Source organism: Vibrio sp. ABH4_348, from assembly GCF_056159765.1.
Genome location: NZ_JBSWVW010000001.1, coordinates 2,094,272 through 2,110,343, shown reverse-complemented (window position 1 = coordinate 2,110,343; position 16,072 = coordinate 2,094,272). Strand labels below are relative to the sequence as shown.

Annotated in this window: 14 protein-coding genes and 15 tRNA genes; 8 read left to right on the top strand and 21 right to left on the bottom strand. The window is 46.0% G+C overall.

Annotation, left to right across the window (positions count from 1 at the left end; all coding sequences use genetic code 11):
* Positions 1-283: 283 nt before the first annotated feature.
* Positions 284-1,702: a flagellin gene (locus tag ACXAFJ_RS09740; RefSeq protein ID WP_475323072.1), complete on the top strand. Its 1,419-nt coding sequence runs from the start codon at positions 284-286 to the stop codon at positions 1,700-1,702.
* Positions 1,703-1,947: 245 nt separating this feature from the next.
* On the opposite strand, the gene ACXAFJ_RS09735 is transcribed toward ACXAFJ_RS09740, so the two are convergent.
* The 20 genes from ACXAFJ_RS09735 to lolB all read right to left on the bottom strand — a co-directional run bounded on the left by ACXAFJ_RS09735 (position 1,948) and on the right by lolB (position 8,460).
* Positions 1,948-2,032: transfer RNA gene (locus tag ACXAFJ_RS09735), tRNA-Leu, on the bottom strand.
* Between the two features lie 82 nt (positions 2,033-2,114).
* Positions 2,115-2,189, bottom strand: a tRNA-Gln gene (locus ACXAFJ_RS09730).
* Between the two features lie 25 nt (positions 2,190-2,214).
* Positions 2,215-2,291, bottom strand: a tRNA-Met gene (locus tag ACXAFJ_RS09725).
* A gap of 8 nt (positions 2,292-2,299) precedes the next feature.
* A tRNA-Leu gene (locus ACXAFJ_RS09720) sits at positions 2,300-2,384 on the bottom strand.
* A gap of 82 nt (positions 2,385-2,466) precedes the next feature.
* Positions 2,467-2,541, bottom strand: a tRNA-Gln gene (locus ACXAFJ_RS09715).
* A 37-nt stretch (positions 2,542-2,578) separates the two neighbouring features.
* A tRNA-Leu gene (locus ACXAFJ_RS09710) sits at positions 2,579-2,663 on the bottom strand.
* 82 nt (positions 2,664-2,745) lie between these two features.
* Positions 2,746-2,820: transfer RNA gene (locus ACXAFJ_RS09705), tRNA-Gln, on the bottom strand.
* A 37-nt stretch (positions 2,821-2,857) separates the two neighbouring features.
* Positions 2,858-2,942 (bottom strand) — tRNA-Leu (locus ACXAFJ_RS09700).
* Positions 2,943-3,024: 82 nt separating this feature from the next.
* Positions 3,025-3,099, bottom strand: a tRNA-Gln gene (locus ACXAFJ_RS09695).
* A gap of 37 nt (positions 3,100-3,136) precedes the next feature.
* Positions 3,137-3,221: transfer RNA gene (locus ACXAFJ_RS09690), tRNA-Leu, on the bottom strand.
* A 61-nt stretch (positions 3,222-3,282) separates the two neighbouring features.
* Positions 3,283-3,367 (bottom strand) — tRNA-Leu (locus ACXAFJ_RS09685).
* Positions 3,368-3,418: 51 nt separating this feature from the next.
* A tRNA-Met gene (locus ACXAFJ_RS09680) sits at positions 3,419-3,495 on the bottom strand.
* A 73-nt stretch (positions 3,496-3,568) separates the two neighbouring features.
* A tRNA-Gln gene (locus ACXAFJ_RS09675) sits at positions 3,569-3,643 on the bottom strand.
* Positions 3,644-3,668: 25 nt separating this feature from the next.
* Positions 3,669-3,753: transfer RNA gene (locus ACXAFJ_RS09670), tRNA-Leu, on the bottom strand.
* Between the two features lie 34 nt (positions 3,754-3,787).
* Positions 3,788-3,864: transfer RNA gene (locus ACXAFJ_RS09665), tRNA-Met, on the bottom strand.
* A 264-nt stretch (positions 3,865-4,128) separates the two neighbouring features.
* On the bottom strand, positions 4,129-5,220 hold the full coding sequence (gene ychF, locus ACXAFJ_RS09660) for a redox-regulated ATPase YchF (protein WP_475323071.1): 1,092 nt from the start codon (positions 5,218-5,220) through the stop codon (positions 4,129-4,131).
* A gap of 10 nt (positions 5,221-5,230) precedes the next feature.
* The gene (gene pth, locus ACXAFJ_RS09655; RefSeq protein ID WP_475323070.1) at positions 5,231-5,821 is read right to left on the bottom strand and encodes an aminoacyl-tRNA hydrolase; all 591 of its coding nucleotides are present in this window, start codon (positions 5,819-5,821) and stop codon (positions 5,231-5,233) included.
* A gap of 140 nt (positions 5,822-5,961) precedes the next feature.
* The gene (locus ACXAFJ_RS09650; protein ID WP_475323068.1) at positions 5,962-6,906 is read right to left on the bottom strand and encodes a ribose-phosphate pyrophosphokinase; all 945 of its coding nucleotides are present in this window, start codon (positions 6,904-6,906) and stop codon (positions 5,962-5,964) included.
* A gap of 40 nt (positions 6,907-6,946) precedes the next feature.
* Positions 6,947-7,810: a 4-(cytidine 5'-diphospho)-2-C-methyl-D-erythritol kinase gene (gene ispE / locus ACXAFJ_RS09645; protein ID WP_475323067.1), complete on the bottom strand. Its 864-nt coding sequence runs from the start codon at positions 7,808-7,810 to the stop codon at positions 6,947-6,949.
* 11 nt (positions 7,811-7,821) lie between these two features.
* Entirely contained in the window at positions 7,822-8,460 is a 639-nt protein-coding gene (lolB, locus tag ACXAFJ_RS09640) for a lipoprotein insertase outer membrane protein LolB (protein WP_475323066.1), read from the bottom strand.
* Between the two features lie 159 nt (positions 8,461-8,619).
* Here lolB and hemA point away from each other — a divergent pair, with 159 nt between their 5' ends.
* From hemA to ybaK, 7 genes are all read left to right on the top strand, one after another.
* Entirely contained in the window at positions 8,620-9,879 is a 1,260-nt protein-coding gene (hemA, locus tag ACXAFJ_RS09635; RefSeq protein WP_475323064.1) for a glutamyl-tRNA reductase, read from the top strand.
* Between the two features lie 15 nt (positions 9,880-9,894).
* Positions 9,895-10,983, top strand: a complete 1,089-nt coding sequence (gene prfA / locus ACXAFJ_RS09630) for a peptide chain release factor 1 (RefSeq protein ID WP_475323063.1) — start codon at positions 9,895-9,897, stop codon at positions 10,981-10,983.
* On the top strand, positions 10,976-11,854 hold the full coding sequence (prmC, locus tag ACXAFJ_RS09625) for a peptide chain release factor N(5)-glutamine methyltransferase (protein WP_475323062.1): 879 nt from the start codon (positions 10,976-10,978) through the stop codon (positions 11,852-11,854). Before prfA ends, prmC begins: the two co-directional genes overlap by 8 nt.
* A gap of 43 nt (positions 11,855-11,897) precedes the next feature.
* Complete coding sequence (locus ACXAFJ_RS09620) at positions 11,898-12,278, top strand: SirB2 family protein (protein ID WP_475323060.1); 381 nt, start codon at positions 11,898-11,900, stop codon at positions 12,276-12,278.
* A 12-nt stretch (positions 12,279-12,290) separates the two neighbouring features.
* Complete coding sequence (locus tag ACXAFJ_RS09615) at positions 12,291-13,103, top strand: SirB1 family protein (RefSeq protein WP_475323059.1); 813 nt, start codon at positions 12,291-12,293, stop codon at positions 13,101-13,103.
* Positions 13,104-13,118: 15 nt separating this feature from the next.
* Entirely contained in the window at positions 13,119-13,970 is an 852-nt protein-coding gene (kdsA, locus tag ACXAFJ_RS09610; protein WP_475323058.1) for a 3-deoxy-8-phosphooctulonate synthase, read from the top strand.
* Positions 13,971-14,074: 104 nt separating this feature from the next.
* Positions 14,075-14,545 (top strand): Cys-tRNA(Pro) deacylase, encoded by a 471-nt coding sequence (ybaK, locus tag ACXAFJ_RS09605; protein WP_475323056.1) that lies wholly within the window; start codon positions 14,075-14,077, stop codon positions 14,543-14,545.
* Between the two features lie 61 nt (positions 14,546-14,606).
* On the opposite strand, the gene ACXAFJ_RS09600 is transcribed toward ybaK, so the two are convergent.
* Positions 14,607-15,857, bottom strand: coding sequence for a uracil-xanthine permease family protein (locus ACXAFJ_RS09600; protein WP_475323055.1), 1,251 nt, complete (start codon positions 15,855-15,857; stop codon positions 14,607-14,609).
* Positions 15,858-16,072: the final 215 nt, after the last annotated feature.

Below are 16,072 nucleotides of genomic sequence, written 5' to 3'. Positions count from 1 at the left end.
ATCCAACCAAAATTAGTACAATCGTTATCTATAGTACTGTCATTTAAAAGCGGCGTGTTGTCGGCATCATGCCGCTAAACTTTAATAAAAAATGGCAATAATGCAGAAAAACTCAATTAAATCGCTATAAAACGATGAATTCCTAAATTGGTCAAAAAAAAGCCTAAAGGTTCAATCTCCAGTGTCGCTAATAAGGGTACTTTGAGAGGACTAATTGGTTTACCGAGACGTCGGAAACCTTGGAAGAATCCGCTTCGACGGAAAATCAATAGGAGAAACCACTATGGCGGTTAATGTTAACACCAACGTATCTGCGATGACGGCTCAGCGTTACTTAAACAGCGCTAACCAAGCTCAGCAGACTTCGATGGAGCGTCTATCTTCGGGGTTCAAAATTAACAGTGCAAAAGATGATGCTGCTGGTCTACAAATCTCGAACCGATTGAACGTTCAAAGTCGTGGCCTTGGCGTTGCGGTACGAAATGCCAATGACGGTATTTCAATGGCGCAAACAGCTGAAGGTGCCATGAATGAAACCACCAATATCTTACAACGTATGCGTGACTTAGCACTGCAATCCGCTAACGGTTCAAACTCTAAGTCTGAACGTGTTGCGATTCAGGAAGAGATCACCGCACTTAATGATGAGCTTAACCGTATTGCTGAAACCACATCATTCGGTGGTAATAAGCTGCTTAACGGCACGTTCGCTACCAAGTCATTCCAGATTGGTTCGGACAACGGTGAGGCTGTTATGTTGACACTAAATAACATGCGCAGTGACAACGAAATGATGGGCGGTGCTAGCTATCAAGCCATGCTTGGTAAAGACAAAGACTGGGTTGTTTCTGACACCAATAACAAAATTGGTATCAAACTGACCGATATCGACGGCGAAGAGCACAATATCAGTATCTCGGCCAAGGCGGGAGATGATATAGAAGAAGTCGCGACTTACATCAATGGTCAAACCGATATGGTAAAAGCGTCGGTTGATGAAAAAGGGCGTCTACAAATCTTCGCTGATAAGAATAAAGTCGACGGCACTCTTGCTATCAGCGGTACATTGGCTGAAGAGCTAGGTTTTGCTTCACATGTAGCGGGTAATGCTAAAGACGCAGACTGGACTGTCGGGGCTAACCGCAACATGACGTTTGAATACACTGACACGCAAGGGCAGCTTCAACAATTTGCGGTAAACCCAACCGAAGGTCAAAATATCAATGATATTGCGGCTGCGATTACTGCAGCGTCTCCAGCGGTAGAAGCGAAAGTCGACGATGAAGGCCGTCTTCATATGTTTGCCGATGCCGAACAAATGCAAGGTCCTCTTGCGGTTGGTGGTAACCTAGCCGTTGAAGACTTCAATATGCGCGGTAGCCAAAAAGTGACGGTTGATACCATTGATGTCCGTTCTGTCGGTGGTGCGCAAGAAGCTGTGGCGATTGTTGACTCAGCGTTGAAGTTTGTGGATAGCCATCGTGCGGAGCTCGGTGCATTCCAAAACCGATTCAGCCATGCGATCAGCAACTTAGATAACATTAACGAAAACGTGAATGCATCTAAGAGTCGTATCAAAGATACTGACTTTGCCAAGGAAACTACGGCTCTTACCAAGTCGCAGATCCTTACTCAGGCTTCAAGTTCGGTACTTGCACAGGCCAAACAAGCACCAAACTCGGCATTGGGACTATTGGGCTAACCTCAGTCTTAAAATTCTTAATAAGCAAAAATCCAGCTTCGGCTGGATTTTTTTATGTTCGGCTTTTTGAAGTAATTTTCAGCAGTTATATCTTCGGAAATAATGTCTGAGGAAGTTTTGTTGTGAAGTGACAGATTATTTGCGAAAAGACGAAAAGACGAAAAGACGAAAAGACGAAAAGACGAAAAGACGAAAAGACGAAAAGACGAAAAAACAAAACCCAGCGTAAGCTGGGCTTTAAATAATGGTGCGGAAGGAGAGACTTGAACTCTCACACCTTGCGGCGCCAGAACCTAAATCTGGTGCGTCTACCAATTCCGCCACTTCCGCAACTTATTCTGTAGTTGAGTAGAGAATTGGAGACTCTAATTCAACGTTGTGTGAGACTCGCGTTAGCCAATCTCAAATGTAATGGCAGGGCTACCTGGATTCGAACCAGGGAATGGCGGCATCAAAAGCCGCTGCCTTACCGCTTGGCGATAGCCCTACAGCGTTCTTGCGAACTGGGATAATGGTGGCTACGACGGGATTCGAACCTGTGACCCCATCATTATGAGTGATGTGCTCTAACCAGCTGAGCTACGTAGCCACTAATAATGGTGCGGAAGGAGAGACTTGAACTCTCACACCTTGCGGCGCCAGAACCTAAATCTGGTGCGTCTACCAATTCCGCCACTTCCGCAACTTATTCTGTAGTTGAATAGAGAATTGGAGACTCTATTTCAACGTTGTGTGAGACTCGCGTTAGCCAATCTCAAATGTAATGGCAGGGCTACCTGGATTCGAACCAGGGAATGGCGGCATCAAAAGCCGCTGCCTTACCGCTTGGCGATAGCCCTGCAGGCTTGACTGAAATTAATCAATCAAAAGAAATAATGGTGCGGAAGGAGAGACTTGAACTCTCACACCTTGCGGCGCCAGAACCTAAATCTGGTGCGTCTACCAATTCCGCCACTTCCGCAACTTATTCTGTAGTTGAATAGAGAATTGGAGACTCTATTTCAACGTTGTGTGAGACTCGCGTTAGCCAATCTCAAATGTAATGGCAGGGCTACCTGGATTCGAACCAGGGAATGGCGGCATCAAAAGCCGCTGCCTTACCGCTTGGCGATAGCCCTGCAGGCTTGACTGAAATTAATCAATCAAAAGAAATAATGGTGCGGAAGGAGAGACTTGAACTCTCACACCTTGCGGCGCCAGAACCTAAATCTGGTGCGTCTACCAATTCCGCCACTTCCGCAACTTATTCTGTAGTTGAATAGAGAATTGGAGACTCTATTTCAACGTTGTGTGAGACTCGCGTTAGCCAATCTCAAATGTAATGGCAGGGCTACCTGGATTCGAACCAGGGAATGGCGGCATCAAAAGCCGCTGCCTTACCGCTTGGCGATAGCCCTGCAGGCTTGACTGAAATTAATCAATCAAAAGAAATAATGGTGCGGAAGGAGAGACTTGAACTCTCACACCTTGCGGCGCCAGAACCTAAATCTGGTGCGTCTACCAATTCCGCCACTTCCGCAACTTATTTTGTAGTTGAATAGAGAATTGGAGACCCTAATTCAACGTTGTAATATCCAAGATGGTGCGGAAGGAGAGACTTGAACTCTCACACCTTGCGGCGCCAGAACCTAAATCTGGTGCGTCTACCAATTCCGCCACTTCCGCAGCTTGGATATGTACTCTTACTAAAAATTACTGTAGCAAGATCAAATTTAATGGTGGCTACGACGGGATTCGAACCTGTGACCCCATCATTATGAGTGATGTGCTCTAACCAGCTGAGCTACGTAGCCACTAAATGAGCGAGACAATATAACGATTCCCACTCTGGGAAACAAGCCCTTTAAAGCTGTAACCCATAAAAAATGGCAGGGCTACCTGGATTCGAACCAGGGAATGGCGGCATCAAAAGCCGCTGCCTTACCGCTTGGCGATAGCCCTACAGTAGACTTGCGTCTAAACAATATGGTGCGGAAGGAGAGACTTGAACTCTCACACCTTGCGGCGCCAGAACCTAAATCTGGTGCGTCTACCAATTCCGCCACTTCCGCATCTATTCCTAAATACACAATATGTATTTAGGAATGGTGGCTACGACGGGATTCGAACCTGTGACCCCATCATTATGAGTGATGTGCTCTAACCAGCTGAGCTACGTAGCCATTCCATATTGTTGTTTCCGAGTCAGGCGTCTTCGTCGGGAACGGGGCGCATTATGCGGATCTCGACAAACAGCGTCAATAGTTTTTTGGGATAAATCTGGATAAACGAGCCGTTCGGTTTCTTTTTAAACAAAGCGCCGTATGAATCCACAAAAAATGCAGAAAAAAACGCAAACTTCGCTGAGTTTAATTTTCGAGTTTTTGCATGCTGGAAATAAAAAGAGCCGGAAAAATCCGACTCTTAATTCAATACTTTGATTCAGTTTAGACGTTGAAACGGAAATGGATTACGTCGCCGTCTTTAACGATGTAATCTTTACCTTCAAGACGCCACTTACCAGCTTCTTTAGCACCGCTTTCACCATTAAATTCGATGTAGTGGTCGTAGCCAACAATTTCAGCGCGAATAAAGCCTTTTTCAAAATCGGTATGAATTTTACCTGCTGCTTTTGGTGCGGTAGAGCCAACAGGAATTGTCCATGCACGAACTTCTTTTGGCCCTGCTGTGAAATAGGTATGCAAGTTCAATAGTTCGTATCCAGCGCGAATCACGCGATTTAGACCGGGTTCTTCGATACCCATGTCGGCTAGGAACTCATCTTTGTCTTCGTCTTCTAATTCAGACAATTCAGATTCGATTTCGGCACAAACGGCCACAACCACGTTGTTTTCTTTCTCTGCGTATTCACGAACCGCGTCGAGATATGGGTTGTTTTCAAAACCGTCGTCATTAACGTTGGCGATGTACATGGTTGGTTTCAGCGTTAGGAAGTTCAGGTAGTTAACAGCAGCCAACTCTTCTTTGCTTAACTCAACAGTACGCGCCATTCCGCCTTCGGTAAGTACGGGTAGCAGTTTCTCTAGTACAGTGATTTCAAACTTAGCATCTTTATCACCGCCTTTGGCTTTCTTTGCTTGGCGCTGTAGCGCGCGTTCACATGAGTCTAAGTCAGCTAAAGCAAGCTCTAGATTGATGACTTCGATATCTTCTAGCGGTGAAACCTTACCTGCTACGTGCACGATATTGTCGTTTTCAAAACAACGGACAACGTGACCAATGGCATCAGTTTCTCGGATGTTAGCCAAGAACTTGTTACCTAGACCTTCACCACGAGACGCACCCGCAACCAAACCAGCAATATCAACAAACTCCATGGTCGTTGGCAGGATTTTTTGTGGGTTGACGATAGATGCCAGTGCGTCAAGACGTAGATCCGGCACAGGTACGACACCTGTGTTTGGTTCAATGGTACAGAACGGGAAGTTTGCCGCCTCAATACCTGCTTTAGTCAGTGCGTTGAAAAGGGTTGATTTACCTACGTTAGGTAGACCAACGATGCCACATTTAAAACCCATGATGTAAACCTTATTCTGCTTTGAACGTATGGAGGCGATTCTGAGCTTTGCTCAAGCCGTCCTTCAATAATATATCTAAACTGCGAACTGACTCGTCGACGACGGCATCCAGTTGCTCTTGTTCTTTAGCCGGTGCTTTGCCTAATACAAAGCCGGCAACTCTGTCTTTGTGGCCCGGGTGACCAATTCCGATTCTCAATCGGTAAAACTCTTTGCTATTTGCCAGTTTGCTAATGGTATCTTTGAGACCATTGTGGCCACCGTGTCCGCCTCCTTTTTTAAACTTGGCAACACCTGGGGGCAGGTCAAGTTCGTCATGAGCCACCATAATGTTTTCTGGCTTCAGCTGATAAAACTTAGCCATCGCGGCAATAGCTTTGCCAGAGAGGTTCATGAAGGTTGTTGGTATCAGCAGACGCAAATCATGACCATTGGATTGAATTCTGCCAGTTAAACCGAAGAACTTTGCTTCGTTTTTTAGCATTACCTGGTGGGAGCGAGCCAACTCTTCAACCACCCATGCTCCAGCATTGTGGCGAGTTTTTGCGTACTCCGGCCCTGGGTTTGCTAATCCGACCAACAGTTTAATTTCTTGACTCACGGTGAATTCTCTACGGACTACAAAAAGCGCCGTATAGTATCACAAAAATTTTCTACTAGGCGAGTTTGACTGAGTGGATAAAGAGGACAAACAAAAAAGCACCTCGGATGAGGTGCTTTATAGAATTTGAGTTCACAAACTTAGTTGAACATCGCCGAGATTGACTCTTCGTTGCTGATACGACGAATCGCTTCAGCAAGCATGCGAGATAGGCTGAGACAGGTTACTTTGCCTGTTGCACGCATTTCTTCAGGAAGGGTGATCGAATCAGTAACGATTACTTGGTCAAGTACTGAGTTGCCGATGTTCTCGGCCGCGTTGCCTGAGAATACCGCGTGAGTGGCGTAAGCAAATACACGTTTTGCACCGCGGTTCTTTAGCGCTTCTGCCGCTTTACATAGTGTGCCACCAGTATCGATCATGTCATCAACAATCACACAATCGCGACCTTCAACATCACCGATAAGGTTCATCACTTCTGATACGTTTGCGCGTGGGCGACGCTTATCAACAATCGCAATGTCGATATCGCCAAGCGCTTTAGCCGTTGCGCGAGCGCGAACTACACCACCTAGGTCAGGTGATACAACAACTGGGTTTTCAAGACCACGAGTCTCCATGTCTTCTAGCAGAACAGGAGTACCAAAAATGTTGTCTACAGGAACGTCGAAGAAGCCTTGGATTTGTTCAGCGTGCAAGTCGATAGTCAATACGCGGTCTACACCAACGTTAGACAAAAAGTCTGCAACAACTTTTGCTGTGATTGGCACACGAGCAGAGCGTACACGACGATCTTGACGTGCGTAGCCAAAGTATGGAATCACCGCAGTGATACGACCAGCAGACGCACGGCGCATCGCGTCGATCATCACGACCAGTTCCATCAAGTTATCATTGGTAGGTGCACAGGTGGATTGGATGATAAATACATCGCTACCACGAACGTTTTCATTGATTTGAACGGCGACTTCGCCATCAGAAAAACGGTCTACATTAGCGTCACCAAGTGAGATGTACAGACGGTCGGCAATACGTTGTGCTAGTTCAGGGGTTGCGTTGCCAGCAAATAGCTTCATATCAGGCACGGTGGAAACCTCAGGGTTGCGTCCAGTTTTAAAAGGTTGGTTAGTGTCCAATTAATTGGTAGTTAGCCAACGTTTCATTGAGTGGTGAAAGGTTTTTACCCTGCGCCACAAACGCTGAAACGGTGTCAGGCACTTTATTTAGAATAGAGTATGCGTGGTCTTTGCTCGAAAACTCAGCAAATATGCACGAGCCTGTTCCAGTCAATTTTGACGGCGCGTATTGTATCAGCCATGAAAGTTGCTTATCAACCTTTGGGTACAGTAATCGTACGGTTTTTTCGCAATCGTTTTCGTACGGTAAAGTTAACAGCTCAGATAACTCGCGTTTTGCTGTGTTTCTCGGCAAATCAGGGTGATTAAAAATTTCTGCCGTCGAGATTGCTACATCAGGACGAATCACCAAGTACCATTTTTCTTCGGGTTCAACCGGATGGAACTTTTCTCCCACACCTTCCGCAAAAGCGGAAAAACCACGCACAAAAATGGGTACATCAGCACCAAGCGTGACGCCGATTTCAGCCAGCTCATCGTTGGAAAGGTTTAATTGCCAGAGGTAATTGAGCGCAACCAAGGTTGTCGCGGCATTCGAAGAACCGCCTCCGATACCACCGCCCATAGGCAAAATCTTTTCAAGATGAATATGAGCACCAAGCGGTTCGGTAGATTTGGCTTTTAGTGCCATCGCTGCGCGGTAAATTAGGTTGGATTCAACCGGCACTCCAGCGAGCTCTGGAGCGATGGTAATCGTGTTCGATGTGTTGGCTTGAATCCCTAATGTGTCGCAGCGATCGATGAATTGAAACAAGGTTTGCAGTTCATGATAGCCATCGTCGCGACGATTGTTGATGTACAAAAACAGATTAAGTTTGGCAGGCGAGGGCCAGCTGGTTTTTTCCGTGATCATAATAGTGCTACTTATAAACTCGCTTGTTTGATTTGCCATTTATTAATCGAGATTTTGATGCGGGTTTGCTGCTGAATAAGGTTTAACATTTTTGGTAATGGTAACGCGGCGCCATTGACCATCACATCTTGGTAGCTTTGGTAGTTCAGTTGCCAAGGTTGTTGGTTGGTTGTGACATCTAAACTCGCCAGCGTATTGGTTGTATTTAGCGTGTACGAATCTGATTGTGTGGGTTTGCCCAAAAGCCAAACTGGAAAATGAGCGATTGGTACAGAAAGTCCGGTCAACTGGGCGAGAAGCTTTTCCGCGTTGCTATCGACGTAGCGCTCACCTTCTGCAGTGATAACTTCGGCAAAGCTGGGAGTAATATTCATCGTTAATACCGATTGGCCCAGAAAGGTATTGAGTTTCAGCGTGCTTGAGCTTTGGTTGTGTTGCCAAACAAAGCTTAGCGACTGCTTTTCTTCGGGCGAAATGTAAGCGAGTTTGCCAATGGCTTTGTAGTCCGTGATGGCATCTAATCTCGCTTGGTGGCTTTGCCATTCCACGTTCATTTGGCTATTCGGGGTTGTGGTACAGGCAGATAGTGTGGCTACTGCAATCAAAATCCACAGATGTTGTTTGATTTTTTGTAGACTAAATAAGGGCATAGTATACAGGTCAACTTGACTCGATGTGGGGACCCTACTATATCATCGATATCACGAACTGAGGAAAACAAAAGTGGAATACCCTTTCATTCATTCAGTGCTTACAGTAAAATTCCGTCCCTATTTTGAGTTTGTCTAAGTTTAGAGAACCCTCCCTGCATGGCTTTGCTCGCAATTGGCATAAATCACAATACAGCATCGGTTGAGCTGCGCGAGAAAGTCGCTTTTGGACCAGATAAGTTACCGGTTGCCCTTGAGCAACTCGGCGAACACCCCTTGGTGAATGGCAGCGTTATTCTGTCTACCTGTAATCGAACCGAAATCTATTGCGACGTTAAGGCTTCCGGCAAAGGTAAAGTGATCGATTGGCTTTGTCAGTTTCACGGTGTTAGCCCTGAAGAGCTTAAACCGAGCATTTATGTTCATGAAGAGCAGGCCGCTATTCGCCATTTGATGCGTGTTTCTTGTGGTTTAGATTCCCTTGTACTGGGTGAGCCGCAGATTTTGGGGCAGGTTAAACAGGCGTTCTCTGATTCAAGAGATCATTTAACCGTTGATACCTCAATGGATAAGTGGTTTCAAAAGACATTCTCGGTTGCGAAACGAGTTCGAACTGAAACCGACATTGGCAGTAGTGCGGTATCGGTAGCCTATGCCGCTTGTACGCTGGCAAAACATATCTTTGAGTCTTTAGAAAAAGCCAAAGTGTTGCTTGTGGGAGCAGGGGAAACCATAGAGTTGGTGGCCAAACACCTCTCTGCCAATGGATGCAGCCAGATGATAGTTGCGAACCGCACAGTCGAGCGCGCCCAAGGTTTGGCGGAGCAATTTGATGCTCAAGTTATCGCGCTCCCTGAAATACCGGACGTGCTACCGCAGGCCGATATCGTAATTAGTTCAACGGCTAGTCCATTGCCGATTATAGGCAAAGGCATGGTCGAGACTGCGTTAAAGAAAAGGAAATACCAACCCGTTTTGTTAGTAGATATTGCCGTTCCGAGAGATATCGAATCACAAGTTAGCGAACTCAACGACGCCTACTTGTACACTGTCGATGATTTGCAATCCATTGTAGATAGCAACATTGAGCAACGAAAAGTTGAAGCGATACAGGCGGAATCCATCGTCAGTGAAGAAAGTGCGGCGTTCATGTCGTGGTTGCGTTCTTTGCAAGCAGTCGATAGCATTCGCCAATATCGACAATCTGCTAATGACATTCGAGAAGACCTCGTTCAAAAAAGCCTTCAAGCGATTGGCTCTGGAGCGGATCCAGAAAAAGTGTTGCAGGAGCTAAGTACTAAGCTGACTAATAAGCTAATCCATGCTCCTACGCGTGCGATGCAACAAGCCGCTGAACAAGGTGAACCCGCTAAACTGAATGTGATTAGACAGAGTTTAGGGTTAGATGACCCACAATAAATTTGAGAATATAGTATGAAGCCTTCCATTCTAGCCAAACTAGAATCTCTTGTAGAACGTTACGAAGAGGTTCAACACTTATTGGGTGATCCTGATGTTATTGGTGATCAAGATAAGTTCCGTGCCCTTTCCAAAGAATATTCTCAACTTGAAGAAGTGACCAAGTGCTTCCAGTCCTATCAGCAGGCTCAAGAAGACTTGGTGGCGGCGGAAGACATGGCCAACGAAGATGACGCAGAAATGCGTGAGATGGCACAAGAAGAAATTAAAGACGCCAAGCAAACTATCGAACAGCTTACTGACGAGCTGCAAATCTTGCTTTTGCCGCGCGATCCAAATGATGACAGAAACTGCTTCTTAGAAATTCGCGCCGGTGCGGGTGGTGATGAAGCGGGTATCTTTGCCGGCGATCTGTTCCGGATGTACAGCAAGTTTGCTGAGAAGCAAGGTTGGCGTATTGAAGTGATGTCAGCCAGTGATTCAGAGCACGGCGGTTACAAAGAAATGATCGCCAAAGTCAGCGGCGATGGTACCTACGGTAAACTCAAGTTTGAATCTGGTGGTCACCGTGTACAGCGCGTGCCAGAAACCGAATCTCAAGGTCGCGTGCATACCTCGGCTTGTACCGTAGCGATTATGCCGGAAATTCCAGAAACCGAGATTCCTGAAATCAAAGCCTCTGATTTGAAAATCGATACCTTCCGTGCATCAGGAGCGGGTGGTCAGCACGTTAACACCACGGACTCGGCCATTCGAATTACTCACTTGCCAACGGGCACAGTGGTTGAATGTCAGGATGAACGCTCACAACACAAGAACAAAGCTAAAGCCATGTCAGTGCTGGCAGCTCGTATTGCGCAAGCTGAAGAAGCAAAACGAGCAGCAGAAGTCTCTGATACACGCCGTAATTTGCTAGGTTCTGGTGACCGCAGTGACCGTATTCGTACCTACAATTACCCACAAAGCCGAGTGTCTGATCACCGTATTAACCTTACTTTGTATCGACTAAACGAAGTGATGGAAGGGGATTTAGATAGCTTGATTGATCCTGTAATTCAAGAGCACCAAGCCGACCAATTGGCAGCCCTGTCTGAGAATGGTTAATACCTGCTATCAACGCTTTTCCGGTCAAACCGTTGACGCTGTAACAAAACTTGCCGCTGAAGACTTTGCTGTCAGCGGCAGTGAATCACCTTCTTTAGATGCGGCGGTTTTGCTTTGTCATGTCATACAAAAACCAAGAAGTTACTTATTCACTTGGCCGGACGCGATTCTGGAAGATGACCAACTAAAAGCGTTTCTTGAGGTTTATCAGAGGCGACTATCCGGTGAGCCCATCGCTTATATCGTTGGTGAGCGTGAATTTTGGTCGCTGCCTCTCAAGGTGTCTCCGGAAACGTTAATTCCTAGACCGGATACGGAGCGATTGGTCGAGCTAGCTTTGGACAAAGCGCAACTGATTTCAGGGCCTATCTTAGATTTAGGCACAGGTACTGGTGCAATTGCACTGGCGCTGGCATCTGAGTTGCCTGATAGGGCTATTTTAGGTGTAGACCTTAAACCAGAAGCTCAGCAACTAGCGCAAGAAAACGCGGCTAACTTATCTTTACCCAATGCCAAATTTCTATCTGGCTCATGGTTTTCACCGATTGATTCAGGTACAAAGTTTGCTTTGATAGTTTCAAATCCACCTTATATCGATGAAAACGATCCTCATCTGGTTGAAGGTGACGTTCGTTTTGAACCCAAAAGTGCATTGGTTGCGGATGAAAATGGCCTGGCAGACATCACCCAAATCATCCAAGCATCTCAGGCATTTTTGCTAGATCAAGGTTGGCTAATGTTCGAGCACGGTTTCCAACAAGGAAAAGCGGTTCGAGACATATTTGCAAAATATAATTTTACATCCATTCACACTGAGCAAGATTACACTGGGTTGGATCGAGTGACTATGGGACAGTTTCACGTCCAATAAGAACGGTCGATACCAGCGACACATAAATAAAAAGAGTTGAGCTATGTACGAAGGCTTAAAGCATTTTCACCTACTAACCGTGGGTATCAGCGCTCTGATGTTATCAATCCGCTATGGGTTGATGATGATGGAGTCTGACAAACTGAACCTTAAATTTTTTAAGGTGTTTCCTCATATCAATGACACCTTCCTGCTGGCATCGGGCATCTGGTTGGTTGTGATTACGGGTTTTGTACCATTTACTCCTGCCGCGCCTTGGTTAACGGAAAAAATCACCTGTTTGCTGGCCTATATCGCCTTGGGCTTTTTTGCTCTTAAACTTGGTCGCAATAAGTTACTGCGAACCTTTGCATTTTTCGGTGCACTAGGCTGGTTGATGATGGCAGGATCGCTTGCGGTTCGAAAAATTCCGCTCTTCATGTAACGAGGTTGTCGAGTGAAGTTAGAATTTTTTGACGAAGACTTTGATGAAATTGAATTGGTTGAAGGAGCTTTGCTACTCAATCAAGCGGTCGACCCTGATACAAAAACGCATTGGGCTAAAGCAGAACTCGCTAGGTTACTGACTGAAGCGGAAATGTTTATTGCTCATGAAGTAAATGAAGAACAGCGATTTGAAGCACTACTTCGAGTGTTTTATAACCATTGGGGCTTTGAAGGCGATCGAGATGCGTATTTTGATGTAGCAAACGCCTTCATTGACAAAGTGCTTGAGCGCCGTCGAGGTATACCGGTTAGCTTGGGAGCTTTGTTGCTGTACTTTGCTCGCAAGCTGGGTTTTCCTCTTGAAGGTGTAACATTTCCATCGCAATTTCTGTTGAAATTGACTTGGTATGGCGAAGCACCGGTTTACATCAATCCATTCAATGGCGAGCGCGTTTCTCAGCACGAATTACAAGCTTGGTTAATTGGGCACAGTGGGGCATTTGCTAAGCTAAAAGGCAAACATCTTGAATCGGCAGACAATCCGACCATTATTGGACGCTGGTTAGCCTTGTTGAAAAGTGCCATGTTACGTGAAGAGCGCTATACCATGGCATTGCGTTGTACCGACTTAGCGTTGACCTTTGTGCCAGATGATCCATATGAAATTAGAGATCGCGGATTTATTTATCAGCAGCTAGATTGTCATCAGATTGCGCTCAATGACTACCAGTTCTTTATTGAACAGTGCCCTGATGATCCGGCGGCTGAGCTATTGAAAAAACAAGTCAGTGCGATGAGCGACGCTGCCGTCACTTTACACTAAATTAGAGATTACAAAATGGAACAGAAAATCGTACACGTTGGTGATATTCCAGTAGCCAACGACAAGCCATTTACCTTATTTGGCGGAATGAACGTACTAGAGTCACGAGATCTGGCCATGTCGATCTGTGAACACTATGTCAAAGTGACTGACAAGTTAGGCATTCCTTATGTATTCAAAGCTTCTTTTGACAAAGCAAACCGCAGCTCTGTTCATTCCTATCGCGGCCCGGGTCTTGAAGAAGGGATGCGTATTTTTGAAGACTTAAAATCTGAGTTTGGTGTCAAGGTTATTACCGACGTTCACACCGAGCAGCAAGCTCAGCCAGTAGCAGATGTGGTGGATGTAATTCAGCTTCCTGCGTTTTTGGCTCGTCAAACCGATTTGGTTGAAGCGATGGCCAAAACAGGCGCCGTGATTAACGTCAAGAAGCCACAATTTATGAGCCCAAGTCAGGTTGGTAATATTGTCGAAAAGTTTGCCGAGTGTGGTAACGACAAAATTATCCTATGTGAACGCGGCAGTTGCTTTGGTTACGATAACCTAGTTGTTGATGCGCTCGGCTTCGGTGTAATGAAAAAATCGTCAAACGGCAGTCCGGTTATCTTTGATGTAACTCACGCGTTGCAAATGCGTGACCCATCTGGTGCTGCGTCTGGTGGACGTCGTGAACAAACTGTTGAGTTGGCTAAAGCCGGTTTGGCAACGGGGATTGCTGGCTTGTTTATCGAAGCCCATCCAAGCCCTGACTCTGCAAAATGTGATGGCCCATCGGCATTACCGCTGGATAAACTAGAGCCATTTTTGGCGCAAATGAAAGCGTTGGATGATTTGATTAAAGGCTTCGAAGATATCGATATTCGTTAAGTTTAACAACAGCATGAGTTTGTAATTGAACTCAAAGGCTTAGTTGGATTAAGGTAAAACGTCGCAACCGCGGCGTTTTTTTATGTCTGAAGAGATCTCATACCATGACACCAGCGATTAATTTGGCAAAAAAGCAAAAAGTTTCTCACAAAGTTCATAAGTATCAGCACGATCCCCGGGCTGAAAGCTTTGGTTTGGAAGCGGCACAAGCACTAGGACAAAATCCAGAAACGGTGTTTAAAACGCTATTGTTTGCGTTGGATGGCAATGAAAAATCGTTGGCGGTGGCGATTATTCCAGTTGAACACAAGTTGAATCTAAAACTTGCGGCAAAAGCAGCGGGAGCGAAAAAAGCCGAAATGGCGAACCCCATGATAGCGCAATCTGTTACTGGCTATGTGGTCGGCGGCATTAGCCCATTGGGGCAAAAAAAGCGCCTACCGACGTTTCTCAACCTGTCGGCTCAAGAGCTAAGTTCGATTTGTGTTAGCGCGGGCAAGCGTGGATTGGAAATTGAGCTGGCGCCTCAAGATTTACTGACATTAACCTCTGGTCGTTTTGCATCTTTGGTTTAGAGGTTGAAATCAAAAGGGAACCTCGTTAGGTTCCCATAAATTGTTTATTCAGATAGCGTCGTTACAGCGCTTCGTCTTCCATTTGTGCGTTATCAACCACGTGCGATTCACCTAAATCATTCGGCAATACAAGGTTCAGAACTATAGCCACGATGCCGCATAAGCTCACACCTTGTAGGCTAAAGTCACCGACACCAAATGCCATACCGCCTATACCAAATACCAGTGTTACCGCCACAATGACCAAGTTGCGAGCTTTTTGCAGGTCAACGTTGTTTTTGATCAAGGTGTTAAGTCCCACTGCGGCGATTGAACCAAACAGCAAAATCATGATGCCGCCCATCACCGGTACAGGAATCGTTTGCAGTAGCGAACCAAGTTTACCCACTAACGCCAGAACAATGGCTGTTACTGCAGCCCAAGTCATAATCACGGGGTTGAATGCTTTGGTTAGCATAACCGCACCGGTAACTTCGCTATACGTTGTATTTGGTGGAGCTCCGACCAATGAAGCTGCCATTGTAGCCACACCGTCGCCAGCGATGGTGCGATGCAAGCCTGGCTTTTTAACGTAGTTTTTACCGGTCACGTTTGAGATAGCCAGCATGTCGCCCACGTGTTCTACCGCTGGGGCAATGGCAACAGGAATCAAGAACAGGATGGCGTTGATATTAAACTCAGGGAAAACAAAGTTAGGCACCGCCACCCAGCTCGCTTGTGAAACTGGCGAAAAGTCCACGGCACCAAAAAATAAGCTGGTGGCGTAACCGGCAAGAATACCTGCAAAGATTGGAACCAGCTTGAAGAAACCTTTGGCAAATACGCTGACCGCGATAGTCGTAAGTAGAGAAATGGCTGAGATCCACAAGGCGGCATTCGCATCGATGAGCTGAACGGCACCGTCACCGGTTTTACCTAAGGCCATGTTGACTGCAACTGGTGCAAGACCCAATCCAATGACCATGATTACTGGACCTACGACAACAGGTGGTAACAAGCGATGGATGAAGTCAGGGCCACGCAACTTAATCAAAATACCCAGTAACACATAGACAAAACCTGCTGCCATTAGGCCACCCATCGTTGCCGCGACACCCCATTGCTGGACACCGAACATGATTGGAGCAATAAACGCAAAAGAGGAAGCTAAAAAAATGGGAACGCTACGTTTAGTGATGAATTGAAAAATAAGAGTGCCGACACCAGCACCAAATAGTGCCACACTAGGGTCAAGCCCCGTTAAAAGAGGAACCAATACGAGTGCGCCAAATGCGACGAACAACATTTGCATTCCTTGAATTGCAGTTTTCATAAATTAACCCGTCAAACAGAAAAATCGGCAAATTCTAGCATGTCGCAAACGATTGCTTTGGTGGGAAGATCAAATTCGCTTTCAACCGATTAAAATTGCGACGGTTTTTGAGAAACAAGTCAATTAGTGGACCGCTGTGATCGTCAAATTTAGGTGAAACTTGCTGGATAGGGTGTCTAGACTTATTGCGGTTCCTTGCTAGTTTGTAGTGTCTT

Bases quoted from the DNA above. Each gene is read 5' to 3' on its own strand.
- ACXAFJ_RS09740 (WP_475323072.1), top strand. From the start codon at position 284: ATGGCGGTTAATGTTAACACCAACGTATCTGCGATGACGGCTCAGCGT.
- ACXAFJ_RS09620 (WP_475323060.1), top strand. From the start codon at position 11,898: ATGTACGAAGGCTTAAAGCATTTTCACCTACTAACCGTGGGTATCAGC.
- ACXAFJ_RS09600 (WP_475323055.1), bottom strand. From the start codon at position 15,857: ATGAAAACTGCAATTCAAGGAATGCAAATGTTGTTCGTCGCATTTGGC.
- ispE (WP_475323067.1), bottom strand. From the start codon at position 7,810: ATGATCACGGAAAAAACCAGCTGGCCCTCGCCTGCCAAACTTAATCTG.
- prfA (WP_475323063.1), top strand. From the start codon at position 9,895: ATGAAGCCTTCCATTCTAGCCAAACTAGAATCTCTTGTAGAACGTTAC.
- lolB (WP_475323066.1), bottom strand. From the start codon at position 8,460: ATGCCCTTATTTAGTCTACAAAAAATCAAACAACATCTGTGGATTTTG.
- kdsA (WP_475323058.1), top strand. From the start codon at position 13,119: ATGGAACAGAAAATCGTACACGTTGGTGATATTCCAGTAGCCAACGAC.
- prmC (WP_475323062.1), top strand. From the start codon at position 10,976: ATGGTTAATACCTGCTATCAACGCTTTTCCGGTCAAACCGTTGACGCT.
- ychF (WP_475323071.1), bottom strand. From the start codon at position 5,220: ATGGGTTTTAAATGTGGCATCGTTGGTCTACCTAACGTAGGTAAATCA.
- ybaK (WP_475323056.1), top strand. From the start codon at position 14,075: ATGACACCAGCGATTAATTTGGCAAAAAAGCAAAAAGTTTCTCACAAA.
- hemA (WP_475323064.1), top strand. From the start codon at position 8,620: ATGGCTTTGCTCGCAATTGGCATAAATCACAATACAGCATCGGTTGAG.